This window comes from Pseudoxanthomonas sp. JC1303 (assembly GCF_058448525.1).
In genome coordinates, this window is sequence record NZ_CP185958.1 from 3363535 (window position 1) to 3390424 (window position 26890).

Sequence of the window (26890 nt, forward strand, 5' to 3'; positions counted from 1 at the left end):
GCTTCCGACTCTGCGCGTTGGAACCTGGCAAGGCAAGTGGCTGCGCGCCCCTGCGCGTGGTTAGCGTCCCAGTTCGAACACCGCCTCGATGCTGACGCTCAGCGTGGTTTCGCCGGGGGAGACCGGGGTGCTGTCGGCCTCCTTGGCCCGGGCCATCATCATCATCGGGTAATCCCCTCGCAGGAGGTTGGCCCGGAGGCTGGCGCGGTCCGGTGCCGGCATTGCAAAGTTTCAGATCCGACATCGCCCACAAGGCAAGGTCATTGCTGAGCGAGGGCTCACTCAGGATGAAGAAGAGGTGTGGCCTGCCGATCTACGTTTGGGCGACCATGTGTCGTTCAGCCTGCGCCTGTGGTTACGGCGGCGCGATGATAGGTGACGCAAATTCGAGCGGAATTCATTCGACCTCTTGAAACTTGAGGAAGTTTCGATCCGTGGATCATCTGAGTTGTCGTTGCTCAGTTACCCCGGAGCAACGCGCTCAGCCTGAGAGCAGGGTTTCGCAGAGCATTAAAAAAACGCAGCACAAGCCATCATGCTTCACCCTCAGCCAACGCCTTGATCAGCGGCTGCAGCAGGGTTTCATATGGTGCCCACTTTGGTGTCTGGCGGGCCTGGATTCCGGCGCGGATCTGGACAGCACTGGCCGTTACCACGCCGCGCTCGCGGTTATCCAGCTCCAGCATGGCCGGATCAAAGTCCAGCTCGCAGAAGTCGCAAACCTCGCGCAATGTCGCCTCTGGATCATTCACCAATCGGGAATAGTCCACATCGAGGATGCGTCCAGGGAAGCGTCGATGCCAATGTGCCATCAGGCGTTGATACTGTTTGTAGTAGTTGGCCAGCTCCGTCATGTCGTAGCTGTAGGGATTCGCGCCGGAAAACAGCTCGCGCAAGTTGGAAAAGCAGGTCTCGATCGGGTCGCGCATCATATGCAGGATCCTGGCCCGTGGCAGTGCTGACGCGATGAAGCCGATATTGAGGAAGTTGGATGGCAACTTGTCAGTGAAGAACGCCTCGCCTCGCAGGCGCCATGCAACGCCACCAAGGTAGCGCTGGCCGGCGACCTTGAGGTCGGCGTGTGCGGCGCGTCGGATCAATTCGAGATCGACCACGCCAGGGCAATGGTGATCGGTCACGTAGCGCATAGCGCTAGTGAAGTCGTACAACTCTCCAATCCCACGCACCTGCGGTGAGCCGTCAAGCAGTTGTTCGAGCAAGGTGGTGCCAGAGCGGTGCATGCCCACGATGAAGATTGGCTTCGGTCCAGTTTCCTGCACCGGCACAGGCGTCATTGCAGGTGAGTAATTGATCAGGGCGTCCATCAGTTTGATGGTATCCGTGGAGGAATACCTGAGTGCCGCGCGTTTGGCATGGCAGCCCAGCATTAAGGCATCCCAGGCGCCAGCTATGTCACCGAGATCGTCCAGCTCCTTGTGCAGGGCGAAGCCCAGCAAGGCGACGTCTTCAGGCTTGCGATGTGGGCGTGCAAGTTCCGCATGGATGGCGTCGACGTGATTTGCATTGGCCTGTTGCTTGCGTAGCGGAGCCTGTAGCCACCATCCCTGCGCGATTTCAGGCGCGCGTCTGAGTGCGCGCAGGACATCCTGTTCGGCCTCGCGAAAGCGACCCAGATAGGTCAAGACCTGTGTCCTTGCCAACAAGGTCGTCGGAAAGTCAGGGTCAGCGCGCTTGGCCTCGTCCAGTAACGTGATGGCTTCTTCCGGTAGGTTGACGTAGCTCAGATGCGCAGCTGCCTTGATCAACACGGGGATGGGGATGCGGGATAACGGCATCATGCGCCGTATGCATTCACGCAGGGCCGGCACCTCGTTGAAGGTGCGCAGACGTGGGATCAGCTCCATCAAGACGCTGGGCGAGTTGGTACCGGTGGCGTAGGCGCGCAGCGCATGCTCATGCGCAATACGGTAGTGCCCCAGCATGGAGTGCAAATACGACAGCTGCATCAGCGTGGTGGCGTCATCCGGCCTGAGCAGAAGTGCTTGTCCGAAGAGGGCAAGCGCCTCCGGAAGCTGCCCTCGCCCCGCTGCAGCTTCGGCCAAGGCGTGGAGCTCCGTATAACTAGGCACGTGGGACATTCGCACCACGCTCCTTTTCGAGTAGCGCTTGGAGCGGCGCCAGTTCGGATGCATAGCGCCGCCATGCATCCAACGCGCGAGTGTTCAATGGCTCGCGCACCTGACTGCTGCTGGCGGTAGTCACGGCCGAGCGGTTCGACATGATGTCGGTCAATCCGTCAGCGGGCGGGAGTCCGATAAATTCAAGCAGGTGCTTGATCGTTTCGTCAGGCGTCTGCACGAGTGCTGCATAGGGCACGATATGGATAGCGCCTGGGTTCTGCTTTTGCCAGTCGTGCGCGAGTCGCATGGCCCCTGAGGTTCGCACCGCTAGCGAAGCGAGATCATAGCTGTAAGCATAGGCGCCTCCCTGGAACAACTCCTTGAGGTTGGAGAATGCGGCATCCATGGGGTCGCGCTCGAGGATGAGGATCTTGGCATGGGGCAGCGCGCGTACGATCAAGGGGAGGTTGAAAAGATTTTGCGGATTTTTGTCGATCGCATATGCAGTTGCGGATGCGTGGCGGCGCAAACGCTGAACATACAGGTGACCAACTTGCTTCAGATCGATATCGAGGAACGTTGAGGGCAGTTCCTCCTGTAGCAGCGTGCCGAAAAAGTGGTCCGATACCTCGCTGACGGCAGCCGCGAAATCGTTGCGTTCCCCAGTGCTGCTGACCCAGCCATGGTTGCCGAGGATCCGATCCAGCAAGGTCGTGCCGGTCCGGGGGAGGCCGACGATGAAGAGCGGCGTGGGTTGCGTCGGCTTGCCACTTTCAGCCTGCGAGGGCTGGCATCCGAGTGTCTCCAGGCGGCGTAGCGCTTGGTGATCGCGCGATGCGTCGTGTCGTGAAGCGGAAGCCATGATGCTGGCGCCGCGTTGCAGTGCCGCCCACGCCTCTGCCCGGCGATCGAGATGGTCGAGGTCGCGGAACTGCGCATAACGCAGGTGAGCGGCTTCAATGCTGCCTCTGGTGTGGCTTCTGGCGGCTGCGCGGAGACGTTCAAGTCTCAATGGAGGCGCTGGATCCCGTTCATGCGTGGCCAGGGCCCAATGCGCATCGACCAGCGCGGGTTCAACCTCGAGTGCGCGGTGGTAATGGCGGCTTGCCTCTTGCATATTGCCCAAGTAGCGCAGGACATTCGCACGCGTGAGGAGCAGTAGCGCATTCGGCGGGAGTCGAGGTTCCACCGAGTCAAGGAAGCGCAGCGTGTCCTCGTACCGTCCCGACAGCCAGAGGTGCTGGGCCAGCGGCGCGGCCTGCCTCAGAACCTCCGGGTCGGCCCAGTCAAGCGAGAGGGTCAGCGCCGCAACCTCGCTTTCTTCCGCGAAATCCAGTAGCCGCTGGGTAACGAATGCAACCAGCCGGGTACTCGCACCCGAGCGGATGGCGTCCGCAGCCTCAATCACATGCCGGCGCGCGAGAATGTACTCATCGAAGACTTGGGCAAGGCGCGTGAGGCGCAGCCGTGCGGCAATATGGCTCGCATCGATTGCGACGATGCGCTCGTAGGTCTGACGCGCATCCAGCAGGTTGCGGGAGGTTTCCAGAGCCTGACCTTCTGCCCACAGTGTGTCTAGCGTGTTGCGCATGGAACTGAAGTTCATGTCGTAAGAATTCGCAGCATAACGGGACCAAGATGCTGGATGAACAAAGAAGACGGCCGCCCTTCGGCGGCCGTCTGTCATCCTGAGGGCGCCCGCGGGCTTCGATCAGAAATCGTACTGCACCATGAAGCGTGCGCTGCGTGGCGCCTGATAGGCGCGAGCAGAACCGTACGTGTTCAGCGGCGTGCCGTCGGTGTTGTAGCCGTTCTCCGCTACCTCATTAACCGCAATCACCTTCTGGTTGTTGAAAACATTGAACACGTCCACCTTGAACTGCAGTCCCGGCGCCCACTGAGGCGCATAAGCTACATTGAGGTCGAGCGTGTTGGTCCAGGGCAGGCGCCCGGCGGTTCCGCGCGGCACGGCGGAAACAGGACCCGAGGCGCCTAGTTCGGTCGTGCCACAACGGAAGAAGCTCGATCCGTACGGATGGGGGCTGAAATTCGCTGCCCCGGGCTCCGGATCGAGATCCAGGTCGCCCAGACAGTTCTTCGGCCGACCCGACTGCACAATCAGATTGGCACCGACTGACCACTCATCGGTCATCTGGTAGTTGCCGAAGATCTTGAAGCTGTGACGTCGGTCATTCGGCAGATACCCATAAGCATCGACCATCAGCTCCTTGTAGTCGAAGTCCTGGGTCACGCTGGTGTCGGCTTGGCCAATATCGGATTTGACCCCACCTTCGGTGTTGCCCTTGTTCCAGGACATGGTCCAGGAAGCCTGCACAAACAGCCGTTCCCAATAGCCATTCCAGAACATGTCAAGTGCCTTGTAGCTGCGCTTGGCGTCCGGCGAGAGCAGCGAGCCATCGATCTTGTATTCGGTAAGAACGCCATCGTCTTCGATGTCCGTTACGTACACGGGGCTCTTGCCCGGATTGAACATGCGGCAGTAAGGGAAGCCGGAGCTCGGGAGGACCGGATCGAACCCGTCTGCAACGGCCCGATCATAAATCGGCGTGTAGTCGCAGTTGTCGTCGATCGCGGCCTTGAGCTTGCGATAGGTTCCCTTGGCGCCAATCGACTGGTGCTCGGTCAGCTGCTTCTCGAAGCCAAGAATGAACTCGTCCTGGTACATCGGATCGAGGTTCTTGGCTGCAATCGTCGCGGGGTTCTTCGGTTCGCCGAATTCACCGTTGACATACTGAAGCCCGCTGCGCGGCGTCGGATCAATGGGAGCGCCGGTGACCGGGTCCACTTGGGTGAAATTGAAGTTCTGTCGCGTGAACAACGACGCGCTGGCGCCACGCACGGCCACACTGGGGGTCAGGGGCAGCGCGTAACGGCCTGCATTACCGTAGATCTTCAGGCTGGAATCGCCGTTGACGTCCCATGAGAAGCCCAGGCGCGGACCGAATTGCTTGTCGATCTTGACGTAGGACTGTCCATTGCCATTCAGATTTTCGAAGGTGTCCCAGCGCGCACCGAGGTAAGCCAGGAAGTTATCGGTGATGTTCCAGCTGTCTTCAACGTAGAAGGCCCATTGCTTGAGCTTGACGGTTGAACCCTGCTGCACGATCTGCTCGCGCACAACGTCGAAGTCGTCAGCCGTGTTCAGTTCTCCATCCGGACCCACGTTGGTGGAATAACGCCACACGCGGCCGCCTTCATAGGCCTGGCCCGCGACCGACTCGTAGTCGTCACGGTCGTAGCCGAAGCGGATCAGGTGATCGCCCAGTGCCCACTCGGCGTCAATACGATACTGATCGCGGGTGTCCTTGGAGTCCTTGCGGTCGATTGAGCCGCCGGTGATGTTGCAGGTACTTCCGTAAACACCGGTCGCAGCCTTGCGTGCATCAGAGCGGGCATCAACGATGATCGGGCAGCCCGTGGCTGGCACGGCGAGGTCGCCGCCATATTCCACTAGGTCCCCGGTTGCCGTGCGCAGGTAGGTGGATCGGTCAAAAGTGCCGTGACCATACAGCGCCGTCAGGGTGAAGTTGTCGGTCAGGTAGCCAGTGTACTTGCCGATGTAATTCTCGCCGCCATTCTCGCTGTGCTGCGTGCCCACCAAGTTGCGGCGCTCCAGGCTGCCAGGATCATTGAGATAGGTGCGGCTGGTGGTCTTCCTGGTGTCGCTGAAGGCCGTGAATTCCAGCTTGTTGCTGTCGTTGATATTCCAGTCCATCTTCAACAGCCAGTTCGGGTTGTCGACTGAATCCTTATTGTTGGTGAAGGAGTCGACATCGCCATAGGACTGGCTGTCCTTCTGGGTGTATTGAACCAGGCCATAAGCAAACAGGGTGTCCTTGACCAGCGCGCCGCTGGCCCATACCGCCCCAACCCACTGATCCTCCTCGTCCTTTGAATTATCTTCCAGCAGTTTGCCGTAGGAATCAGGCGTCAGTGGATTGGCGTAGTAGACGTTCTTGGTGTTAGCGCGCAGGGAGTCCGGTGACCAGAATACGTTCGCACCCGCGTGGAATTCATTCGTGCCGCGCTTTGTGATCATGTTGACCACGCCACCGGTCGAGCGACCAAATTCGGCGCCGTAGCCGCCAGTCTTGACCTGCTGTTCGGCGATTGCTTCGAAGGGAATCTGCGAGAAGTTCAGATTGCGGAACGTGTTGGTGACATTGAAGCCGTTGACGTAGTACTGGTTCTCAGCGACGGACGAGCCGCCAAAGGAGGCGAGATTACCGAATGCGTTATCCCCACGGACGGTGCCCGGGGCGAGCAGCGCCACCGAAGTGGTGTCACGTGCGACTGGGATCCTGGCAAGTTGTTCCGCCGTCAAGACCGTGGCCGATTCCACGGAGGAGACATCGATTGGATTGGCGATCGCACTCCCGCGCACGGTGACAGTGTCCAGGGTGGCGGCGTTGCCGCCGCTGGTGAAATTAACGGGGGTGCCGCCACCGATGCTGACGTAGACGCCTTCGCGCGATGCGACGACGGCGCCGCTGGAGTCCTGCAAGGTGACGTTGTAACTGCCGGTTGAAAGTGCAGAGAAGCGGTAGGTGCCATCGTTGCTGACCGTTGTGCTTCGCGAAAACCCAGTATCGGGGTTGACGATCTGAACCGTGGAGCCGGCCATAGCCTGGCCAAAAATTGCGCCCTGTGTATTGGATTGCGCAAAAACGGCAGTGCTGAAGCACATGCCGAGAGCGACGCTCAAGGCGGTGCGCTGCATCGCCTGTTTCGTACGGTTGCCTGCCACAGTCTCTCTCCTGACTACAGAATGAACCAAAGGGTCCCGTGCGTCATGTCTGACATCATCTGACACGCGGTTAACCGAAATTTAGCGGCCGTTGCCGCGAAAGTCACGAAAAATTAATTTCCGTACATGTTGCCGACCGCTACGCTCTTCATTCATGTTCCCGCTCCACGCTGTACCAGGCATAGAAAAGGCCGCGTTGCCGCGGCCCTGAGCTCACACTTGCGGGAGCACTGCAGGTCTAACGTCCCAGTTCGAACACTGCCTCGATGCTGACTGTCAGCGTGGTTTCGCTAGGGGAGACCGGAGTGCTGTCGGCCTCCTTGGCCCGGGCCATCATCATCATCGGGCGCGGACCGCCGCCGGTGCTGCCTTCCGAGAGGCTGACCACGCGGCGCACCTTCAGGCCCAGCCCGCGGGCGTAGGTCTCGGCGCGCGCCTGGGCCTGCTTCAGGGCCGCCAGGCGCGCCTGGTCGTAGACGGGGTCGGGATCGTCGATCTCGAAGGTCGGACCGTTGATCTGGTTGGCGCCGTGGGCGGCCAACGCATCCAGCACCTGGCCCAAGTCGGCGATCTTGCGGACCTTCAGGCTCACGGTATTGGTGGCCTGGTAGCCGGTGATCTTCGGCGCCTGATTGTCGCGGTAGTCGTACTGGGGGTTGAGCATCACGCCGCTGGTCTGGATGTCCTTGTCGGCAATGCCGGCCTGCTTGATCGCCGCCATGACCTGGGTCATTTGACGCGCGTTGTCACGCATGGCGGTGTTGCCGTCGGCCGCCTGGGTGACGACGCCGGCGGAGATCGTGGCGATGTCCGGTGTGCGGCTGGCCTCGGCCTGTGAAGAGATCGACAGCAGGGTGCCGTCAGCGGGCAGTGTGTAGCCGGACGGGCCGGCGGTCTGTGCGGACGCTGTCATGGCGGTACCTCCCAGGGCGAGCGTGAGGGCGAGCAGCAGCGGGCGTAGCGTGGTGTGCATGGTGAGTCCTGTCGTGGTGCGTGATGGAGAAGGTATTGCCCAGGCGATGAACGCACCGTCCGGGCGGGTGGGGTTGGCGTCTTGGGCGGGTCGCTGGCGCCCGTTCAGTCAGCTGCGCCGGGTTATCCTGTCGGCCATGGTGTTCCTCGCATCCCGATCCCCCAGGCGTGCCGAACTGCTGGTCCGTCTGGGCGTGGCATTCGAGCTGCTGACCCTCGATGTACCTGAACAGCGCGGGCCGGGCGAAGCGGCCTTGGACTATGTGCAGCGGGTGGCGCGAGAGAAGGCCCAGGCTGGCCTGTCCCAGCTCGACGGCCGGCAGGATGCGGTGGTGCTCGGCGCCGATACCGAGGTGATCCTGGACGACTTGGTATTTGGCAAGCCGGTCGATGCCGACGATGCCGGTGCGATGCTGGCGCGTTTGTCCGGGCGCACCCATCGCGTGGCCAGCGCGGTCGCCCTGGTCTCCGGTGCACGCCAGGCCCAGGTGCTGAATGTGTCGGAAGTGACCTTTGCCGAACTGACCCCCCGGGCGATCGCCGAATACGTGGCCACCGGCGAGTCGATGGGCAAGGCCGGCGCCTATGCGATCCAGGGCCGCGGCGAGGCCTTCATCACCCACCTTTCCGGAAGCTATTCCGGTGTAATGGGCTTGCCGCTGCACGACGTGGCGCGCCTGCTCACGCAATTCGGAGTGAAGTGATGTCCGAGGAAATCCTGGTCAACGTCACCCCGCGGGAGACGCGGGTGGCGGTGGTCGAGAATGGAATGCTGCAGGAGCTGCATATCGAGCGCGGCTGGCGGCGCGGCATCGTGGGCAACATCTACAAGGGGCAGGTGCAGCGGGTCATGCCCGGCATGCAGGCCGCCTTTGTGGAAATCGGCCACGACCGCGCGGCCTTCCTGCATGCCAGCGACATCGTGCGCCCGGCGCCCCCCGCTGCGGTCACCGCCGGTGAGGAAGTCTCCCTGCCGCCGCCGGCGCCGGCCTCGATCCTGGAGCTGGTCCGCGATGGCCAGGATGTCGTCGTGCAGGTGGTCAAGGACCCCATCGGCACCAAGGGTGCGCGCCTGACCACGCAGATCTCCATTCCCTCCCGTTATCTGGTGCTGTTGCCGCAGTCCAAGGTGATCGGGGTGTCGGCCAGGATCGAGGACGAGGCCGAGCGCGCGCGGCTCAAGGGGCTGGTGACCGAGCTGTCGGCCAACCACGGCCACATGGGCTATATCGTGCGCACCAACGCCGAAGGGCAGACCGCCGAGGCCCTGGCCGAGGACGTGGCCTACCTGTCGCGGGTGTGGAACGTGATCAATCGCCGCGTCGGCGAGATGGCGCCGCGCGCGTTGCTCTACGAAGACCTCAGCCTGCCGCTGCGCGCGGTGCGCGACCTGATCCGCAAGGACGTGGACCGGGTCAAGGTGGATTCGCGCGAGACCTACGAGCGGCTGCAGGCCTTCGTGGCCAAGTACATGCCGCCGCTGGCCGAGAAGCTGGAGCTCTACGCCGGCGACCGGCCGATCTTCGACCTGTATGGGGTCGAGGACGAAATCGGCCGTGCGCTGGACAAGCAGGTGCCGCTCAAGTCTGGCGGCTACCTGGTCATCGACCAGACCGAGGCGATGACCACCATCGATGTGAACACCGGATCGTTCCTGGGTCAGCGCAACCTGGAGGAAACGGTCTACCGCACCAACCTGGAGGCGGCCCAGGCCGTGGCCCGGCAGCTGCGCCTGCGCAACCTAGGCGGCATCATCATCATCGACTTCATCGACATGTCCGATGCCGAGCACAAGCGCCAGGTCCTGCGCACGCTGGAGAAGGGCCTGTCGCGAGACCACGCCAAGACCACGGTGTATGACTTCTCGCCGCTGGGTCTGGTGGAGATGACCCGCAAGCGCACCGTGGAAAGTCTGGAGCGCCAGCTGTCCGAGCCCTGCACCGAGTGCGGCGGGCGCGGCACCATCAAGACCACCGAGACGGTCACCTACGAGATCTTCCGCGAGATCACCCGGGCCACGCGCCAGTTCGAGGCCGCGCGCCTGCTGGTGATCGCCTCCCCCAAGGTCGTGGCGCGCATCACCGACGAGGAATCCCAGGCGGTGGCCGAGCTGGAGGAATTCCTCGGCAAGTCGATCCGCTTCCAGGCCGATGCGCAGTATCTGCAGGAACAGTTCGATGTCGTCCTGCTCTGAAGGCCATTGCGGCAGCGTGCCGCAAGCGCCGGTTCGCTGAATGCCGGTCGCGTTCCATCACCGCCTGCGCGTGCTTCGCCGCGTGGCCTGGTACACGCTGGCGGTGGCGCTGGTGTGCGTGGCCGTGGTCCTGGGCGTGGTCAGCCAGCTGTTGCCCCTGGCCGAGCGCCATCCGGACCAGGTGGCGGCCTGGCTCAGCCAGCGCGCCGGGCGTCCGGTCCAGTTCCAGTCGTTGCACACCCAGTGGACCCGGCGTGGACCGCTGCTGCAGCTCGACGGCCTGCACGTTGGGCCCAGCGGCGCCGGCGAGGGGATCGACATCGGCCAGGCCGAGGTCCTAGTCTCGCTGTATTCGGGCCTGCTGCCCGGTCGCCCGCTGACCGAGCTGCGCCTGCGCAACTTGGCCCTGGAGGCCGAGCGCGCCGCTGACGGCCGCTGGACGATCCGTGGCTTCCCGGGGCAGAAGCCGGGCGGAGACCCGTTCCATGCGCTCGACGGATTGGGGGAGCTGCAGGTGGTCGACGGCCGCCTGCACGTGCTCGCGCCTTCCCTGGGATGGGACCTGCAACTGCCACGCATCGATTTGCGACTGCGCGTCCAGGGTCGCCAGGTCGAGGCCGGCGCGCGGCTGCAGGGGCGCGCGGGCGGGGCGCCCATCCATCTCGCCGCACGGTTCGATCGGGACAGCGGCGACGGGCGAGCCTATCTGGAGGCGAAGGCCTTGCGGCTGGCCGACTGGGCGGCGCTGTCGGACCTGGCCGGGCTGACGCTGGCGGACGGTCAAGGCAGCGTCCTGGTTTGGGCCAGCCTGCGCGCCAACCGCCTGGCGCAGGCGCAGGCGCAACTGGACCTGCGTCAGGTGACGCTGGCCGCGCGCGATGCGCCGGCACAGGCGCAGTTCGCCCGGATCCACGGGCAGGCGCGCGTGCGCGTGACCGACCGCGGCTGGCGGCTGGATATCCCGCAACTGGCTTTCACTGGCGATGGCGCGGACGAGGGTGTGAGCGGGTTGAGCCTGGCCGGCGGTACGGCGTCGGCCCTGCGTGTCGAGCGCCTGCAGGCTGGTCCGCTGCTGCGGGTGGTGGGGCTCAGTGACCGCATCGCGCCGGCGCTGCGCGCCTGGCTGCGCCAGGCCAAGCCCAAGGTCGGCCTGTCCCGGGTGGAAATGGCCGGCAACCTGCAAGGGCCGCTGCGCGTGCAGGCGCATGTCGATGGGCTGTCCTTCAATCCAGTGGGTCATGCGCCCGGCCTGTCCGGGTTGGGCGGTGCGCTGACCGGTGATGCACAGGGTGTGGCGTTGGCGCTGGACCCGGCTGTGCCGTTCCGTTTCGATTGGCCGGCGGGCTTTGGCGTGGTGCATCCCGCCACGCTGCACGGCACCCTGGCCGCGTGGCGCGAAGGTGCCGGGTGGAAGGTCGGCACGCCTTCGCTGGTGGTGGACGGTCCGGACTTCGGCGTGACCGCGCGTGCGGACGTGTGGTTCCAGAACGACGGCACGCGCCCCTGGCTGAACGTGTCCGCCGATGTGCACGACACACCGGTGCCCGCCGCGCGCGGTTTCTGGGTGCGCCATCTGATGTCCAAGCCTGCGCTGGAGTGGCTGGATCGCGCGATGCAGGGCGGGACGGTGCGGCATGGCACCGGTCTGGTCGGCGGCGACCTGGATGATTGGCCGTTCGTGCACCACGAGGGCCTGTTCGATGCACAGGCCGATATCGACAAGGGACGGATCCGGTTCCAGCCAGACTGGCCGGACATGACCGACCTCGATGCGCACGTTCGCTTTATCAACAATGGGTTCTCGCTCAGTGGCAAGGGCCGGCTGGACGAGGTGCCGATCTCGCGGATCGAGGGCGGCATCGCGGACTGGCACGAAACGGTGCTCAAGCTGGACGCCCAGGGCGGTGACGATGCCGCTAGGCTGCTGGCGCTGCTGCGCCACAGCCCCTTGCAGAAGGCCTATGGCACGGCGATGCAAGGCCTGACTGCCTCGGGCCCGGCCCGCGTGGATTTCGGCATGACCCTACCGCTGCGCGGCGGCGCGCAGCCGGACATCAGTGGCCAGGTGCAGTTGACCGGCGCGCAACTGGCCGACAGCACGTACGACCTGGCCTTCAGCGGGGTCAACGGCACGGCCAGCTATTCGGAAGGCGGTTTCGATGCGCCCCAGCTCGAGGCCCTGCGCAACGGCGCGCCCGCGCGGCTGAGCCTGCGCGCCGGGGACGCGGCACAGAGCCCGGACCATGTGTTCGAGGCGCGCCTGCAGGCGCCGCTGACCAGCGATGAGCTGCTCGAGCGCGTACCGGACCTGGCATGGATGAAGCGCTATCTCCAGGGACGCTCGCCGTGGACGATCAACGTCGGCGTCGGGACGCCGCCGCAGGCGGGCGGCGATCCGCCGGTGCAGATCACCGCGCAGTCGGATCTGGTTGGAACCGCGCTGAAGCTGCCGGCGCCGTTGGACAAGCCGGCCGGGCGTGCCCTGGCTTCGACCGTCGCAATCCAGATGCCGCTCGAACAGGGCCGGGTGGACGTCAATTTCGGCAAGCTGCTCGCCTTGCGCGCGCAGGAGCGCAATGGCGCCACCGGCGTGCGCGTGGAACTGGGGCGCAGCAGCGTGGCCCAGGCCGTGCCGGCCAGCGGCCTGAGCGCCGGTGGAGCCGCCGGTGCGCTGGATGCGGCAGGCTGGATCGCGGTGGCACGCGCCTCGGGCAGCGCGCCGGCCGATGACCCGCTGGTCAAGGCCGGGACCGCCGTCGCCAAGCTCGGCGCCGCTGCCACCACCGCCCCGCCGGTGCCTCCGGTGACGGCCCCCGCAGCCTCGTCCAGCCAGCCCCTGGCGCTGCGCGGGATCGATATCACGGCGCAGAAGTTGCTGTTGATCGGCGGCGTGTTTCCCGGCACACGGGTCCAGGTCTCGCCGGCGCGCGATGCGCTGGACGTGCGCCTGGATGGCGGCGCGCTGTCCGGCAACGTGCACGTCCCCGACGATGCCGATGCAGCCGTGCAGGGCACCCTGGAGCGTCTCTACTGGGTCTCGGCCGCACCGTCACCGCCGGACGGGGCAGCGCCGCCGGCTCCGCCGGCCAATGGGACCACGTCCGAAGACGACCTGGATCCGGCCGCGCTTCCGCCGCTGGCGCTGCAGATCGGCGACCTGCGCTTCGGCCAGGCGCGGCTGGGGCAGGCGACGCTGCGCACCCGCAAGGTGCCCGGCGGGCTGCAGATCCAGACCCTGACCATGCATTCGGACCAGCAGGCCATCGACGTCACCGGCGACTGGACCGGGCACGGCCCCAACGCCCGCACGCATCTTGTCGCCAAGGTCGACAGTCGCGACGTGGGGGCGCTGATGGACGGCCTGGGCTTCAGCGGGCGGTTGCGCGGCGGCGAAGGCGAGATCGACCTGGACCTGGCCTGGTCGTCGAGCCCGGCGGGCTTTTCGCTGGGCTCGCTCGATGGCAGCGCCAAGCTGGACGTGCGCAACGGCGCGCTGCTCGAGGTCGAGCCGGGCGCCGGGCGTGTGCTCGGCCTGTTCAGCCTGACCCAGCTCCCGCGCCGGCTGATGCTGGATTTTCGCGATTTCTTCTCCAAGGGGTTTGCGTTCAATCGCGTGCACGGTGACGTGGCCTTCGTCGCTGGCCAGGCGCGCACCGACAACACCGTCATGGAAGGCCCCGCGGCCGAGATCCGTATCGGGGGGCAGACCGACCTGAAGGCGCAGACCTTCGACCAGACCATCGACGTGCTGCCCAAGTCGGGCAACCTGCTGACCGTGGTCGGTGCGGTGGCCGGTGGCCCGGTCGGGGCGGCGGTGGGCGCTGCGGCCAATGCGGTCCTGCGCAAGCCGCTGGGGCAGATCGGGGCCAAGACCTACCATGTGACCGGGCCCTGGAAGGATCCGAGCGTCGAGGTCACCGAGCACGCTGCGCCGGCGACCACGCCCGCGCCGGACGCCACCACGCCAACCACCGACACCCCGCAAGACACCGCGCCCCCCTCGCCCTGACTGCTGCCCTTGCATTCCCCCTCTCCAGCCCGATCATTGAACCCATGAGCACATCCGCACTTGCCCTTGCCGAATCCCGTCTCCTGCTGCCCGCGGGCCTGGACCAGTCCGGGCTGGACCGCGCGTTCGGCGCGCTGCTGGGGCCGGGCATCGATTTCGGCGATCTGTATTTCCAGCACACCCGCCGCGAGAGCTGGACGGTGGAAGACGGCATCGTCAAGGACGGCGCGCACTCGATCGAGCAGGGCGTGGGCGTGCGCGCGATCTCCGGTGAGAAGACCGGGTTTGCGTATTCGGACGACATCAACGCCAGCGCGCTGCTGACCGCGGCTGGCTCGGCCCGGGCAATCGCCCGCGACGGCGCCAGCCACAGCCCGCGCACCCTGGTGCGCGGTCAGGGCCGCTCGTTGTATGCGCCCGAAGACCCGGTCGATGCGATGGACAACGACGCCAAGGTCGCCGCCTTGCGTGCGGTGGACAAGCTGCTGCGCGCGGCCGATCCGCGCGTGCAGCAGGTCAGCGTCAGCCTGTCCGGCGGCGTGGACACAGTGCTGGTGGCACGCAGCGACGGGGTGCTGGCCTCGGATGTGCGCCCGCTGGTGCGCCTGAACGTGCAGGTGATCGTCGAGCAGAACGGCCGACGCGAATCCGGCTATGCCGGTTACGGCGGGCGCTACTCCTATGCCGAGCTGCTCGCCGACGGCAAGCCGGAGCATTTCGCGCGCGAAGCGCTGCGCCAGGCGCTGGTCAACCTGGAAGCGGTCGATGCGCCGGCCGGGGTGATGCCGGTGGTGCTGGCCTCGGGCTGGCCGGGCGTGCTCCTGCACGAGGCCGTCGGCCACGGCCTGGAAGGCGACTTCAACCGCAAGGGCACCAGCGTCTACGCCGGTCGCATCGGCCAGCAGGTCGCGTCCAAGGGCGTGACCATCGTCGACGACGGCACCCTGGAGGGCCGCCGTGGCTCGCTCAACATCGACGACGAAGGTCAGCAGACCCAGTGCACCACCCTGATCGAGGATGGCGTGCTGGTCGGCTACATGCAGGACAGCCTCAATGCGCGCCTGATGGGCATGGCGCCGACCGGCAACGGCCGGCGCGAATCCTTCGCCCACCTGCCGATGCCGCGCATGACCAACACCTACATGCTGGCCGGGCAGCACGAGCCGGACGAGATGATCCGCTCGGTCAAGAAGGGTCTGTACGCGGTCAACTTCGGCGGCGGTCAGGTCGACATCACCAGCGGCAAGTATGTGTTCTCCGCGACCGAGGCCTACCTGATCGAGGACGGCAAGGTCACCGCGCCGGTCAAGGGCGCCACGCTGATCGGCAACGGACCGGAGACCATGCAGAAGGTGCGCATGGTCGGCAACGACCTGGCGCTGGATGCCGGCGTGGGCGTGTGCGGCAAGGACGGGCAGAGCGTGCCGGTCGGGGTCGGCCAGCCCTCGCTGCTGATCGACGGACTCACCGTGGGCGGCACGCAGGCCTGAGGCGCGCGATGCCGACGTTGCGGCATGCGCGCGAGGACTCAGTCGTCCTCGTCCGGCTCGATCCCATCTGCGGGTGCGTCGTCGCCGTCGAGCAGGGCACGGATCTCACGGTACAGCGCGCGGTAGGCGGCCGGCGGCTTGTTCTTCTTGCGCTCCTCGCCCACGTTGCGGATCAGCTGGCGCAGGCGCTGGCGATCCGCGTCGGGATGGGTGTCCAGCAACTCGGTCAGGGCCTCGGGCTCGTCCAGCAGGCGCTCGCGCCAGGTCTCGGCCTGATGCATCAGACCGGTTTCGCGGCGCGCGCTGTCGCCGCCGGCATCCAGCGCGTCGCGGATCGCCTCCAGGGTGGGGTCGTCTTCCTTGCGCATCTGCTTGGCCAGAAACTGCAGCTGGCGCTTGTGGGCGATGTGCGAGGTCACCTTCTGGGTGTCGTACACATGCTCCAGCAGTTCCTCGCTCATGGGCAGCTGGGCCAGGCGGGCCGCGGGCAGCGCCACCAGTTGCTCGGCCAGCGTGCGCACCTCCAGCGCGTCCTGGCGCTGCTGGGTGCGGCTGGGGCTGTAGAACTCGCCAGTGTCCGGATCGCGTCCGCGCATGCTCACTTCACCTTTCAAGGCGCGCGCATCACAGGGCGCGCCGAATCCAACATCAGATCGACAAGGATAAGCCATTGAACGCCATCACTTCTCCCGTGCACGACGACAGCGACGCGCGTCTGGACCACCTGGCCCAGTTGTCCGAGCGGCTGCTGGACATGGCCCGCCGGGGTGGCGCCACCCAGGCCGAGGTCAGCTGCAGCGAGGACCGTGGCCTGAACGTCAACGTGCGCCTGGGCGAGGTGGAGACGGTCGAGTCCACCCAGGACCGGGCCATCGGCGTGACCGTGTACTTCGGCCAGCGCAAGGGCAGTGCCAGCACCGCCGACCTGCGCGAAGACAGCCTGGCGGCCACCGTCGAGCAGGCCTGCGCCATCGCCCGCTATACCGAGGACGATGAGGCCGCCGGCCTGGCCGATGCCGCGCGCATGGCCACCGATTTCCCGGATCTGGACACCTGGCACCCCTGGGCGCTGGACGCCGATACTGCTGTGGATCTGGCGCTGGCCTGCGAGGCCGCCGGGCGCCAGGCCGACGCGCGCATCAGCAATTCCGATGGCGCCTCGGTGGGCAGCGGCTACGGGCTGTCGGTGTATGCCAACTCCCATGGTTTCATCGGGCGTGAGCGCGGCACGCATCACTCCATCAGCTGCGCGCTGATCGCCGGCAGTGGCGAGGGCATGCAGCGCGATGGCTGGTACAGCACCGCGCTGATGCGCGAGAAGCTCGAAGCAGCCGAAGCGGTCGGCCTGCGCGCGGCGCAACGTACCGTGGCGCGCCTGGCCCCGCGCGATGTGGCCACCGGGCAATACCCGGTGCTGTTCAGTGCGGAAGTCGCGCGCTCGCTCATCGGCCACCTGCTCGGCGCGGTCAGCGGCGGCGCGCTGTACCGCAAGGCCAGCTTTCTGCTGGACCGCGCCGGCACCCAGGTGTTCCCGGACTGGTTCTCCATCGACGAACTGCCCCGCCTGCGCGGCGGGCTGCGCTCGGGCAACTTCGACGCCGAGGGCGTGGCCACGGTGGACTCGCCGCTGGTCGCCGGCGGCGTGCTGCAGCGCTACGTGCTGGGCAGCTACTCGGCGCGCAAGCTCGGTCTGTCCAGCACTGGCAACGCCGGCGGGGTCCACAACCTCAGGGTGTCCAGCAACGCAGGGGACCGGGCCGCGATGCTGGCCGGCATGGGCACCGGCCTGCTGGTCACCGAGCTGATGGGGCAGGGCGTCAATGGCGTGACCGGCGATTACTCGCGTGGCGCCGGCGGCTTCTGGGTGGAGAACGGGCAGCTGGCCTATCCGGTGGACAACGTCACCGTCGCCGGCAACCTCAAGGACATCTTCGCCGCGATCGAGGCGGTGGGCAGCGACCTGGATGCGCGCTCGCACATCGGCATGGGCTCGCTGCTGGTGGGACGGATGACCGTTGCCGGCGGGCAATGACGTATTGATGCGTTATCGCCGGGTTGACGGGCGACAGCCGGCCGCTGACAGTTGCCTGCCTCCATCCACCCGATGCGTTCCACAACCACCCAAGGAAGCCAACGCCCATGAACGAATTCGAGAACGCCACCGCGCCGCCGCCGCCGCCGGCGGGTACTGCCCCGCAGGAGGACCGGACGGTCGCGCTCATCGTGCACCTGACCGGCATCGTCACCGGCTTCATCGTGCCGCTGATCATCTGGCTGGTGAACAAGGACAACCCCGCCAAGGCCTGGCTCAACGATCAGTCCAAGGAGGCGCTCAACTTCCAGATCACCGTGTTCTTCGGCTATGTGATCTGCTGGGTGCTGGCCTTCGTGATCATCGGCGGCCTGCTGATGCCGCTGGTCTGGCTGGTCAACCTGGTCTTCTGCATCCTGGCCGGACTCAAGGCCAATGAAGGCGTTGCCTATCGCTATCCGTTCGCGATCCGGCTGATCAAGTAATCCGCCGCCCGCGCAAGCGACACAAGGCCCGGCCACGCGCCGGGCTTTTTTGTGCGTCCCATCCCGGCGCGGCGCACCGTCGCTACTGAACGGGGTGGGGCCCGTGCACGCCGGTCAACCGCATCGCCGCTGGCCCGTTAGCCTCCGCATCGTCCTTCATCGAGGAATGCGTCATGGTCACCGCTCAGTCGGTCAGTGCCGCCAACCGTTTCGGCCTGGGTGCCCGTCCGGGAGAACTCGCAGGCCTGGGCGACCCGCAAGGCTGGCTGCTCGCACAGCTCAAGGCGCCCCCGTCGGCGCCGGCCCTGCAGGCCCTGCCCGACAGCCTGGCCTATCTGCGCCAGGACATCGCCCTCCAGCAGGCCCGGCGCGAGGCCCGGCGGCAGGGCCAGCCACCGCCGAAGGACATGGCGCGCGACATGCGCCGTGACCAACTGCATGAGCTGGCGCTGCGCCAACAGGTCGCGGTGGCCAGTCAGGCCAGCTTCGTCGAACGCATGGTGCGGTTCTGGTCGAACCACTTCGCCGTCTCGGTGGACAAGCGCGTGGCCGCCCACTACGCCGCGCCGATGGAGCGCGAGGCGATTCGCCCGCACGTGCTGGGCCATTTCGGTGACCTGTTGCTGGCGGTGGAGACGCACCCGGCGATGCTGCGCTTCCTGGACAACGTGCGCTCGGTGGGGGCAGATTCGAAACTCGCCACCCGCGTGCGCCAGCGCAACCCCGACAAGGCGCCGGGCCTCAACGAGAACCTGGCGCGCGAGATCATGGAGCTGCACACCGTGGGGGTGCATGGCGGCTACTCGCAGACCGATGTGACCGAATTCGCCAAGGCCATCACCGGCTGGGGCGTGCCGATGCCACAGGACTTTCAGCGCGGCGCGCCGGATTCGGCCTTTGCGTTCCGCGCCAACGCGCACGAGGCCGGCGCGCGCACGGTCATGGGGCGGCGCTACGCGGAAGCCGGCGTGGCGCAGGGTCGCGCCATCCTGGCCGACCTGGCGGTGCATCCGGCCACGGCGCGGCATGTTTCGACCAAGATCGCGCGCCACCTCATCAGCGACACCCCGCCGCAGCCGGTGGTGGAGGCGATGGTCAAGGCCTGGCGCGACAGTGGTGGCGCACTGGCGCAGGTGTATGCCGCGCTGATCCGGCACCCGGCCGCGTGGGGCCCGCAGGCGCGCAAGTTCAAGACGCCCGACGACTACCTGCTCTCGGCACTGCGCGCCGGCGGCGCGCTGGCCAAGGATCAGCCGCAGTTGCAGGTGACCTTGCTCGCCCGCATGGGGCAGCCGCCGTTCACGCCGCGCTCGCCGGCCGGGTTCGAGGACGATGCCGCGCAATGGAGCGGCCCGGATGCGCTGTGGAAGCGGGTGCAGGCCAGCCAGGCCTTGGCCGAAGCGGTGCCGGAAGACCGCCTGGACCCGCTCGGCACCGCGCAGGCGGTGTTTGCCGACACGCTCGATGCCGACACGCGCACCGCGCTGACCCGTGCCGAATCCCCGCGCGATGGACTGGCCCTGCTGTTCGCCAGCCCCGCCTTCCAGTGGAGGACCTGACGATGTCCCTGACCCGACGTGCCTTCCTCGGCGCCGCTGGCGCCCTGACCACGCTCACCCTGTGGCCCCAGCTCGGGGCCGCTGCGCAACGCGCCAACGACACGCGCCTGCTGGTGATCCTGCTGCGCGGCGGCCTGGATGGGCTGCATGTGCTGGTGCCCACCGATGATCCTGCGTATCGCGACTTGCGCGGCGACCTGGCACCGACCGACACGCTCAAGCTGGACGCGCATTTCGGCCTGCACCCGTCGCTGGCCTTTGCCCACACGCTGTATGGCCAGCGTCAGTTGCTGCCGGTGGTGGCGATCGCCCCGCCGTACCAGCAGCGCTCGCATTTCGAGGCCCAGGACTGCCTGGAGAACGGCAGCGCCCGCCCCAGCGGCGCCAGCACCGGCTGGCTCAACCGCTGTGCCAGCGCGATGGCCGGCACCGAGGCCTTGTCGATCACCACGGTGATGCCACTGATCATGCGGGGGCCAGGCGACGCCTCGACGTGGTCGCCACCGTTGCCCGAGGCGGTCAATCCGATCCTGCTGCAGCGCCTGCAGGGTCTGTATGCGCACGATCCCGTGTTGGCCGCCTCGTTCCAGCGTGCCGTGGACACGCAGGGCGTGAGCGGAGGCAAGGGCACGGGCGGCAAAGGGCGCATGGCGGAGGCCACCGCCGCCGCGGCGCGTTTCATGTCGCAGGCCAACGGCCCGCGCATCGGCTTCGTCGAGGACTCGGGTTGGGATACCCACGTCAACCAGGCCGGCGTGCTGAAGAACAAGCTCGCCGAACTGGACGACGGCCTGCGCGCCTTCCATGACAACGCGCAGGCGATCTGGGGCAGGACCGTGGTGGTGGTGGTCACCGAATTCGGCCGCACCGCCAGGGTCAACGGCACCGGCGGCACCGACCACGGGACCGGCGGCGTGGCCCTGTTGGCCGGCGGCGCGGTGCGCGGTGGCCGCATCGCCGGCGACTGGCCCGGCCTGTCGCCCGCTGCCCTCAACGAAGGCCGCGACCTGCGCGTCACCACCGACATGCGCGCCCTGTTCAAGGCCGTGCTGGCCGGTCACCTGAAGGTGGACGAAGGCCGGCTGCAGACGGCAGTGTTTCCGGACAGCGGCAAGGTGCCGCTCATGGAGGGGCTGCTCGCCTGATCCATTGCGAACTGGCAAAGCCCTGCGCTGCAACGCTTTCCCCTGGCCGCGCGCGGAGCAGGCTGCCTCATCGGGAACCCGTTGGACGGCGTGCGTTCCCGGTCGCCGCGCGCGGACGAGGAAAATCGAGTGATCAACGGTAGCGCGCGGCCACGGTATCGCTGGACAGATGCGCTGACATCGTCTGGCGGGCGGCCTCGAAGGCGTCCCACTCCTCGCCGGCATGCAGCGAGGGGATGCTGATCCGTTCGCCACGGTCCAGGCCACGCAGGGCGGCGTCGACCAGATCTTCGGTGCGCATGACGATCTCCTTGGGCAGGTGCTCCACCGGCAGGCCGCCAGTGGCCCAAAAGTCGGTGGCCGTCGCACCCGGCAGCACCGCCTGGACGTGCACGCCGGTCCCTTCCAGCTCCTTTTGCAGCGACTGGCTGAAGGCGGTCACGAAGGCCTTGCTGCCGCCGTAGACGCCATTGAGGGCTTCCGGCGCCAGGCTGACGATGGAAGAAATGTTGATGAGGGTCCCGCGGCCGCGCGCCACCATCTGCGGGACGGCGGCATAGGTCAGGCGCATCAGTGCGGTGACGTTGAGCTCGACCATCGCGGTCATGCGCTCGACATCGCTCTCCAGCAACGGGGTGTGGGTTCCGATGCCTGCGTTGTTGACCAGAACCGTGATGTCGGCGTCCTGCTTGAGTCGTTGCTCGACCGTCGCCAACGCGTCGCGGCGGCCCAGGTCGGCGGCGATGACTTCGACCGAGCGTTGGGTCTGGCTGGTGATGCGCTCGGCCAGGGCGTTGAGCCGCTGACGATCGCGTGCGACCAGGATCAGGTCATGTCCGCGGCCGGCCAGGCGCTCGGCGTAGACCGCGCCGATGCCGGAAGAGGCGCCTGTCACCAGGGCGACACCAGGCGTGGATGGGGACTGCGTGGACATTGTGCTTTCTCCAGTGGGCGGCGATGACCGCGGGATGTGGTGAAAGCCTGCGCTCGATGGACCTTGGCGCAAATGACGCATATATTCGTTTTTTAGGACATACGAGATCGGCGACGATGCATCGCGTTGGTTATGTACTGGGGGACGGTTTCCAGGTCATGGCGCTGGGCTCGCAGGCGGTGTTCGAGTTCGCCAACCTGGTGGCCGGCGAGACCTTCTACGTGGTGGAGAACTGGTCGCCTGAAGGCGGGGAGGTCAATGCATCCCTGGGCATGCGGGTGGTGACGCGTGAACTCACCGGGCGCAGTCGCGCCGATACCTGGATGCTGGTGGGGGTGATCGATCCGCTGGCCCGTCCGGCCTCCCAGGCGCTGCTGCAATTCGTTCGCCGCGTGGCGCCTCGGGCCAGGCGCGTGGCCGGCATCTGCACCGGGGGCTTCATCCTGGCCGAGGCCGGCCTGCTCGCGCAGCGCCGGGCCACCACGCACTGGGCTTTCGCCGAGCACATGCAGCAACGCTACCCCGATATCCAGGTGGAACCCGATCGGATCTTCATCCTGGATGGCCCGTTCTGGACATCGGCTGGCATGACCGCCGCGCTGGACATGGCGCTTGGCATGGTCGAGAAGGACCTGGGGCCGGACGTGGCACGTGGCGTCGCGCACCGGCTTGTCATGCACCATCGCCGCGCCGGCGGACAGACCCAGCATTCGGAACTGTTGGAACTCGCGCCGCGCAGCGACCGTATCCAGCAGGCGCTCGACTATGCAAGGCGCCATTTGGGCAGTTCTCTGAGCGTGGAACAGCTTGCCGAGCGCGTCAGCCTGAGCCCTCGGCAATTCAGCCGGGTGTTTACGGCGGAAACCGGCCAGTCACCTGCCAAGGCCATCGAAGCGCTGCGCGTGGAGGCCGCGCGTGTCATGGTGGAACAGGGGCGCCATCCGCTGGAAGTGATCGCCCGCGAGACGGGCTTTCGCGACCGTCGGCATCTGCGCGAAGTGTTCTTGCGTCGTTTCGGCGTGGCACCTCAGGCGTTGCGGCGGCATTCGCGTAGCAGGCCCGACGCATGAGACCAGGGCTGAAGTGCTGGCCCCTATGCCTTCCGAAGCCGCTCACCATGCGGGGACACGCCTGAGCAAGCCCGCGTGGCAAGTTGTCCCGTGTCCTTGCAACGCTTCCGCGGCGTTGCAGGCATGCGAAAGGCTTGAAGCAAATCCTGCCGTCCAAGCGTGACCCGCCCCGCCGCGGACGCCAGGACAGGGTGATGGAGCTTAAGCTGCCATGGGGCGTGGCGCGTTCGGTGCATGGGCGCTCGGGCGCTGGCGGCTTCCTTCAAAACAACTTCCCAGGACGCCGAGCGTCCCGTTTTTCGTTCAAGCTCGCACGATGAACACCACCACGCTTCTCCAGGACATGGGCGGTCCGGACGCCGCACATCGCTTGGCCCATGCCTGGCACGTGCGGGTGCTGGCCGATCCAGTGGTTGCGCACGCCTTCAGTCACGGCTTCCACCCGCAGCACACCGAGCGCCTGGCTGCCTATTGGGTCGAAGCGTGGGGCGGGCCGGCGGCGTATTCGAGCCGGTTCGGCTCCGAGTCGGGCGTGGTGCGCATGCACAGCGGCAATGGTGTGCACGAGGAGATGGATGCGCGGGCCATCGCCTGTTTCGCGCTGGCACTGGACGATATCGGGCTGGACGATGCATCGCTGCGGCAGGTGCTGCTGGACTACTTCAGCTGGGCCACGCACGCGCGGATGGCGGCGTATCCGGCCTCGCCGGACCATGTGCCCGACGATCTGCGCATCGCGCGCTGGTCGCGGGAAGGCCTGCTGGGCGAGGACTAAGCCCACGCCGCACCGGGGCCTCCGGCCGGCGAGCAGACGGCCGGAGGCCCCGGTGCCGGGACCCATGACCAAAGCAACTTCCCGGGGGACAAAACTGACAGGATAGTCAGGCTGGGTCGCCGCATCGGCGGCTGCCGTCCCTCCCACCGTCACGAGGATGCTTGCCCCATGAAGAACACCGCCCTGGCCCTGGCCATTGCCTCTTTCTGCGCCCTGCCTGTCGCGGCCCTGGCGGCTCCGCAGGATGCCGGCCAGGTCACCCCGGACATGGTCCAGACCGGCTCGGACATCCCCAAGGCGTGGCAGCAGCCGGAAGGCAACTTCGACTACGTCAAGCGCGAGGTCATGATCCCCATGCGCGACGGGGTCAAGCTGCATACGGTCATGGTCATCCCAAAGGGGGCGCATGACCTGCCGATCCTGCTGGAGCGCACGCCCTACGACGCCAGCGGCTTTGCCCCCAACAACAGCCCGCACATGGCCGACGCGGTGAGGCCGGGCAACAAGGATTGGGCCGACGGCAGCACCATCCTGGTGTGGCAGGACATCCGCGGCAAGTACGGTTCGGAGGGTGACTACGTCATGACTCGCCCGCCGCGCGGCCCGCTCAACCCGACCAAGACCGACGACACCACCGATGCCTGGGACACCATCGACTGGCTGGTGAAGAACCTCAAGGAAACCAACGGCAACGTCGGCATGATCGGCTCGTCCTACGACGGCTGGACGGTGGCCATGGCGCTGCTGGACCCGCATCCGGCGCTCAAGGCCGCCGCGCCGGAGAGCCCGATGATCGATGGCTGGATGGGCGATGACTGGTATCACTACGGCGCGCTGCGCCTGGTCAACCTGGATTACTTCACCGGGCAGATGACCAAACAGGGAAAGGGAGAGGACGTCCCGCGCGACACCGACGACGATTACGTCAACTTCCTGGAGGCCGGTTCGGCCGGCGCATATGCCAAGGCGCATGGCTTCGAGCAGCTGCCGTGGTGGAACCGGTTTGCCGCGCACTCGGCCTACGACGCCTTCTGGCAGCTGCAGGCGCTGGACAAGATCGTGGCGGCGCATCCGTCCAACGTGCCGACGATGTGGCTGCAGGGCCTATGGGACCAAGAGGACATCTACGGAGCCGTCCACACCTGGGAGGCACTGCAGCAGGCCGGCCACGGCAGCAATAACCACCTGGTGATGGGCCCGTGGTTCCACAGCCAGATCAACCGCGATGGCTGGGAGCTGGGCCCGTTGAAGTGGCCGGGCAATACCACCGCGCAGTTCCGCCAGGAAGTGATAATCCCGTGGTTCAACCACTATCTACGCGGCACGCCGATGGCCAAGCCGCTGCCGCAGGCGATGATCTACAACCCGGCCGAGCAGCATTGGGATCGGTTCAACGACTGGAAGGTCGCCGACGCGCAGAAGCTCACGCCGCTGTACCTGCAGGCCGACAGGGGGCTGAGCTTCGAGCGGCCCGCCGGTGGCAGCGACAGCTATGTGTCCGACCCGGCCAACCCGGTGCCTTACCTGTCGCGCCCGATTCCGCAGGAGAACGACCGCTGGCGGACTTGGTTGGTGCAGGACCAGCGCTTCGCGGAGAACCGGGGCGATGTGCTGACCTACACCACGCCGGTGCTGGACAAGGCCGTTACCGTGGAAGGCGCGCCGATCGCCGACCTGTTTGCCCGGACCACGGGCACCGATGGCGATTTCGTGGTCAAGGTCATCGACGTGTATCCGGGATCGGACGCGCTCAACCCGGACATGAGCGGCTATGAGCTGCCGGTGTCGATGGATATCTTCCGCGGGCGCTACCGCAAGAGTTTTGCCGACCCCTCGGCGATCCCGGCCAACCAGGTGCAGGAATACAAGTTCCGCCTGCCGACGATCAATTACGTGTTCAAGCCGGGCCACCGGATCATGGTGCAGATCCAGTCTTCGCTGTTCCCGCTGTACGACCGCAACCCGCAGACCTACGTGTCCAACATCCTGTTCGCCAAGCCCGCCGACTACCAGAAGGCCACGGTGACCGTCGAGCATGGTGCGGACGGCCGCAGCGCGGTACTGCTGCCGGTGGTGGCGCACTCGAGCGCCAGTCACTGAGCGACCCGGCGCGCCTGGCCCGCCAGGCGCGCCACGCGTGAAAGCCGCAGGGCCCGCCCGCGACGACCGTGAGGTCCTGGAAGGCGGACAGGGCGCGGCGCGCATTGCGCGCCGCCGGGCTCAGTGGCTGCGCTGGACCGCCAGTTCGCCCAGCGCGGTCAGGGGCGAGGCCGCCGTGCCGAACGGGCCCAGCAGCTCCCGCATCCGGGTCGCCAACTCGTCCAGTTTCGCCTTCGCGCCGTCCATGCCCAGCAGCGCCGGGTAGGTGGATTTGTCCTGCGCCGCATCCTTGCCGGCGGTCTTGCCGAGCACCTCGGAGCTGGCTTCCACGTCGAGGATGTCGTCACGCACCTGGAAGGCCAGGCCCAGCGCTTCGGCGAAGGCATCCAGCCGTTGCAGGGTGTCCTCGTCCACGCCGCCGGCCAGGGCGCCCAGGCGCACGCTGGCGCGGATCAGCGCGCCGGTCTTGCGGGCGTGCATCTGCTGCAGGGCCTCGACCGACTGCCGCTGTCCGGTGGCGTCGATATCCAGTGCCTGGCCGCCGCACATGCCGGCCACGCCGCTGGCCCGGGCCAGGGTCTGCAGCCAGGCCACGCGCAGCACCGCACCGGCCTGGCTGGCGGCCAGCACTTCGAAGGCCAGGGTCTGCAGCGCATCGCCGGCGAGGATGGCGGTGGCTTCGTCGAAGGCGACATGCACGGTCGGCTGGCCGCGGCGCAGGGCGTCGTCGTCCATCGCCGGCAGGTCGTCGTGGACCAGCGAATAGGCGTGGATCAACTCCACCGCCGTGGCCGGGGCGTCCAGGACCGCTTCATCGGCGCCGGTCAGGGTGCCGGCGGCGTAAACCAGCAACGGGCGCATGCGCTTGCCGCCGCCGAGGGCCGCGTGGCGCATGGCCGCGTGCAGGCGCTGCGGGGCAATCTTCGGGTCGGGGAGCACCGCGTCCAGCGAGGCTTCCACACGCTGTGCCCAGCGTGCGAACGCCGCCTCAGTCGCCATCGGGCAGCGGCGCGAAGGGTTCGGCGGTGTCGGGGCGGTCCGGGTCGCTGAGCAGGCGCACGCGCAGCTCGGCCTGTTCCAGCGCGGTGCGGCAGCTGCGGTACAGGCCCACGCCACGCTCGTAGGCGGCCAGGGAATCTTCCAGGCTCAGCTCGCCCTGTTCCATGCGTCCGACCAGCTGTTCCAGCTCGTCCAGGGATTGTTCGAAGTGCGCCACGGGCGAGGCGTCGGCTGCGGGTTTCTTTGCCATGCGCAAAGTGTGGGCGCCCCCCGGCGA

At 66.7% G+C, this 26890-nt stretch carries 20 protein-coding genes; 11 read left to right on the top strand and 9 right to left on the bottom strand.

Annotation, left to right across the window (positions count from 1 at the left end; translation table 11 throughout):
- Positions 1–60: 60 nt before the first annotated feature.
- The 5 genes from ACORQU_RS15170 to ACORQU_RS15190 form a co-directional block, all read right to left on the bottom strand.
- Positions 61–222 (bottom strand): hypothetical protein, encoded by a 162-nt coding sequence (locus tag ACORQU_RS15170; RefSeq protein ID WP_491641926.1) that lies wholly within the window; start codon positions 220–222, stop codon positions 61–63.
- A 311-nt stretch (positions 223–533) separates the two neighbouring features.
- Entirely contained in the window at positions 534–2063 is a 1530-nt protein-coding gene (locus ACORQU_RS15175) for a tetratricopeptide repeat-containing sulfotransferase family protein (protein ID WP_491641927.1), read from the bottom strand.
- Positions 2064–2082: 19 nt separating this feature from the next.
- Positions 2083–3687, bottom strand: a complete 1605-nt coding sequence (locus tag ACORQU_RS15180; RefSeq protein ID WP_491641928.1) for a tetratricopeptide repeat-containing sulfotransferase family protein — start codon at positions 3685–3687, stop codon at positions 2083–2085.
- 105 nt (positions 3688–3792) lie between these two features.
- A complete protein-coding gene (locus tag ACORQU_RS15185) occupies positions 3793–6849 on the bottom strand; it encodes a TonB-dependent receptor (protein ID WP_491641929.1) in 3057 nt (1018 codons plus the stop codon).
- A gap of 238 nt (positions 6850–7087) precedes the next feature.
- Positions 7088–7822 (bottom strand): SIMPL domain-containing protein, encoded by a 735-nt coding sequence (locus ACORQU_RS15190; protein ID WP_491641930.1) that lies wholly within the window; start codon positions 7820–7822, stop codon positions 7088–7090.
- A 136-nt stretch (positions 7823–7958) separates the two neighbouring features.
- Here ACORQU_RS15190 and ACORQU_RS15195 point away from each other — a divergent pair, with 136 nt between their 5' ends.
- Genes ACORQU_RS15195 through tldD form a run of 4 tightly spaced genes read left to right on the top strand, consistent with a single transcriptional unit; the run spans position 7959 to position 15514 of the window.
- Positions 7959–8525, top strand: a complete 567-nt coding sequence (locus ACORQU_RS15195; protein WP_491645147.1) for a Maf family protein — start codon at positions 7959–7961, stop codon at positions 8523–8525.
- Positions 8525–10015 (top strand): ribonuclease G, encoded by a 1491-nt coding sequence (rng, locus tag ACORQU_RS15200; protein ID WP_271646353.1) that lies wholly within the window; start codon positions 8525–8527, stop codon positions 10013–10015. The genes ACORQU_RS15195 and rng overlap by 1 nt, the downstream gene beginning before the upstream one ends.
- 40 nt (positions 10016–10055) lie before the next feature.
- The gene (locus tag ACORQU_RS15205) at positions 10056–14024 is read left to right on the top strand and encodes a YhdP family protein (protein WP_491641932.1); all 3969 of its coding nucleotides are present in this window, start codon (positions 10056–10058) and stop codon (positions 14022–14024) included.
- 44 nt (positions 14025–14068) lie between these two features.
- Complete coding sequence (tldD, locus tag ACORQU_RS15210; RefSeq protein WP_491641933.1) at positions 14069–15514, top strand: metalloprotease TldD; 1446 nt, start codon at positions 14069–14071, stop codon at positions 15512–15514.
- Positions 15515–15552: 38 nt separating this feature from the next.
- Here the strand turns inward: tldD and yjgA are convergent, their stop codons facing one another.
- On the bottom strand, positions 15553–16110 hold the full coding sequence (yjgA, locus tag ACORQU_RS15215) for a ribosome biogenesis factor YjgA (RefSeq protein ID WP_491641934.1): 558 nt from the start codon (positions 16108–16110) through the stop codon (positions 15553–15555).
- A 74-nt stretch (positions 16111–16184) separates the two neighbouring features.
- Between yjgA and pmbA the strand changes: the two genes are divergently transcribed.
- From pmbA to ACORQU_RS15235, 4 genes are all read left to right on the top strand, one after another.
- Positions 16185–17546: a metalloprotease PmbA gene (gene pmbA, locus ACORQU_RS15220; RefSeq protein ID WP_491641935.1), complete on the top strand. Its 1362-nt coding sequence runs from the start codon at positions 16185–16187 to the stop codon at positions 17544–17546.
- Between the two features lie 107 nt (positions 17547–17653).
- Entirely contained in the window at positions 17654–18031 is a 378-nt protein-coding gene (locus ACORQU_RS15225; protein WP_271646347.1) for a DUF4870 domain-containing protein, read from the top strand.
- A 173-nt stretch (positions 18032–18204) separates the two neighbouring features.
- Complete coding sequence (locus ACORQU_RS15230; protein ID WP_491641936.1) at positions 18205–19590, top strand: DUF1800 domain-containing protein; 1386 nt, start codon at positions 18205–18207, stop codon at positions 19588–19590.
- 2 nt (positions 19591–19592) lie between these two features.
- Positions 19593–20735 carry a DUF1501 domain-containing protein gene (locus ACORQU_RS15235; protein WP_491641937.1) on the top strand — a complete coding sequence of 381 codons (1143 nt, stop codon included), beginning with the start codon at positions 19593–19595 and terminating at the stop codon, positions 20733–20735.
- Between the two features lie 133 nt (positions 20736–20868).
- Here the strand turns inward: ACORQU_RS15235 and ACORQU_RS15240 are convergent, their stop codons facing one another.
- Positions 20869–21669: an SDR family NAD(P)-dependent oxidoreductase gene (locus ACORQU_RS15240; protein WP_271646344.1), complete on the bottom strand. Its 801-nt coding sequence runs from the start codon at positions 21667–21669 to the stop codon at positions 20869–20871.
- Between ACORQU_RS15240 and ACORQU_RS15245 the strand changes: the two genes are divergently transcribed.
- The 3 genes from ACORQU_RS15245 (at position 21651) to ACORQU_RS15255 (ending at position 25614) form a co-directional block, all read left to right on the top strand.
- The gene (locus tag ACORQU_RS15245) at positions 21651–22739 is read left to right on the top strand and encodes a GlxA family transcriptional regulator (protein ID WP_491641938.1); all 1089 of its coding nucleotides are present in this window, start codon (positions 21651–21653) and stop codon (positions 22737–22739) included. The genes ACORQU_RS15240 and ACORQU_RS15245 overlap by 19 nt on opposite strands.
- Positions 22740–23055: 316 nt before the next feature.
- Entirely contained in the window at positions 23056–23514 is a 459-nt protein-coding gene (locus tag ACORQU_RS15250; RefSeq protein WP_491641939.1) for a globin domain-containing protein, read from the top strand.
- 168 nt (positions 23515–23682) lie between these two features.
- Positions 23683–25614, top strand: coding sequence for a CocE/NonD family hydrolase (locus tag ACORQU_RS15255; protein ID WP_491641940.1), 1932 nt, complete (start codon positions 23683–23685; stop codon positions 25612–25614).
- A 120-nt stretch (positions 25615–25734) separates the two neighbouring features.
- On the opposite strand, the gene ACORQU_RS15260 is transcribed toward ACORQU_RS15255, so the two are convergent.
- Positions 25735–26613: a polyprenyl synthetase family protein gene (locus ACORQU_RS15260; RefSeq protein WP_491641941.1), complete on the bottom strand. Its 879-nt coding sequence runs from the start codon at positions 26611–26613 to the stop codon at positions 25735–25737.
- Positions 26603–26863 carry an exodeoxyribonuclease VII small subunit gene (locus ACORQU_RS15265; protein WP_491641942.1) on the bottom strand — a complete coding sequence of 87 codons (261 nt, stop codon included), beginning with the start codon at positions 26861–26863 and terminating at the stop codon, positions 26603–26605. Before ACORQU_RS15265 ends, ACORQU_RS15260 begins: the two co-directional genes overlap by 11 nt.
- Between the last annotated feature and the right edge of the window lie 27 nt (positions 26864–26890).

Coding starts and splice junctions, on each gene's coding strand:
- ACORQU_RS15240 (WP_271646344.1), bottom strand. CDS start 21,669: ATGTCCACGCAGTCCCCATCCACGCCTGGTGTCGCCCTGGTGACAGGC.
- ACORQU_RS15250 (WP_491641939.1), top strand. CDS start 23,056: ATGAACACCACCACGCTTCTCCAGGACATGGGCGGTCCGGACGCCGCA.
- ACORQU_RS15190 (WP_491641930.1), bottom strand. CDS start 7,822: ATGCACACCACGCTACGCCCGCTGCTGCTCGCCCTCACGCTCGCCCTG.
- ACORQU_RS15235 (WP_491641937.1), top strand. CDS start 19,593: ATGTCCCTGACCCGACGTGCCTTCCTCGGCGCCGCTGGCGCCCTGACC.
- ACORQU_RS15225 (WP_271646347.1), top strand. CDS start 17,654: ATGAACGAATTCGAGAACGCCACCGCGCCGCCGCCGCCGCCGGCGGGT.
- ACORQU_RS15245 (WP_491641938.1), top strand. CDS start 21,651: ATGGGGACTGCGTGGACATTGTGCTTTCTCCAGTGGGCGGCGATGACC.
- rng (WP_271646353.1), top strand. CDS start 8,525: ATGTCCGAGGAAATCCTGGTCAACGTCACCCCGCGGGAGACGCGGGTG.
- ACORQU_RS15205 (WP_491641932.1), top strand. CDS start 10,056: ATGCCGGTCGCGTTCCATCACCGCCTGCGCGTGCTTCGCCGCGTGGCC.
- ACORQU_RS15265 (WP_491641942.1), bottom strand. CDS start 26,863: ATGGCAAAGAAACCCGCAGCCGACGCCTCGCCCGTGGCGCACTTCGAA.
- ACORQU_RS15255 (WP_491641940.1), top strand. CDS start 23,683: ATGAAGAACACCGCCCTGGCCCTGGCCATTGCCTCTTTCTGCGCCCTG.
- yjgA (WP_491641934.1), bottom strand. CDS start 16,110: ATGCGCGGACGCGATCCGGACACTGGCGAGTTCTACAGCCCCAGCCGC.
- ACORQU_RS15260 (WP_491641941.1), bottom strand. CDS start 26,613: ATGGCGACTGAGGCGGCGTTCGCACGCTGGGCACAGCGTGTGGAAGCC.
- ACORQU_RS15195 (WP_491645147.1), top strand. CDS start 7,959: ATGGTGTTCCTCGCATCCCGATCCCCCAGGCGTGCCGAACTGCTGGTC.
- tldD (WP_491641933.1), top strand. CDS start 14,069: ATGAGCACATCCGCACTTGCCCTTGCCGAATCCCGTCTCCTGCTGCCC.
- ACORQU_RS15180 (WP_491641928.1), bottom strand. CDS start 3,687: ATGAACTTCAGTTCCATGCGCAACACGCTAGACACACTGTGGGCAGAA.
- ACORQU_RS15230 (WP_491641936.1), top strand. CDS start 18,205: ATGGTCACCGCTCAGTCGGTCAGTGCCGCCAACCGTTTCGGCCTGGGT.
- ACORQU_RS15170 (WP_491641926.1), bottom strand. CDS start 222: ATGCCGGCACCGGACCGCGCCAGCCTCCGGGCCAACCTCCTGCGAGGG.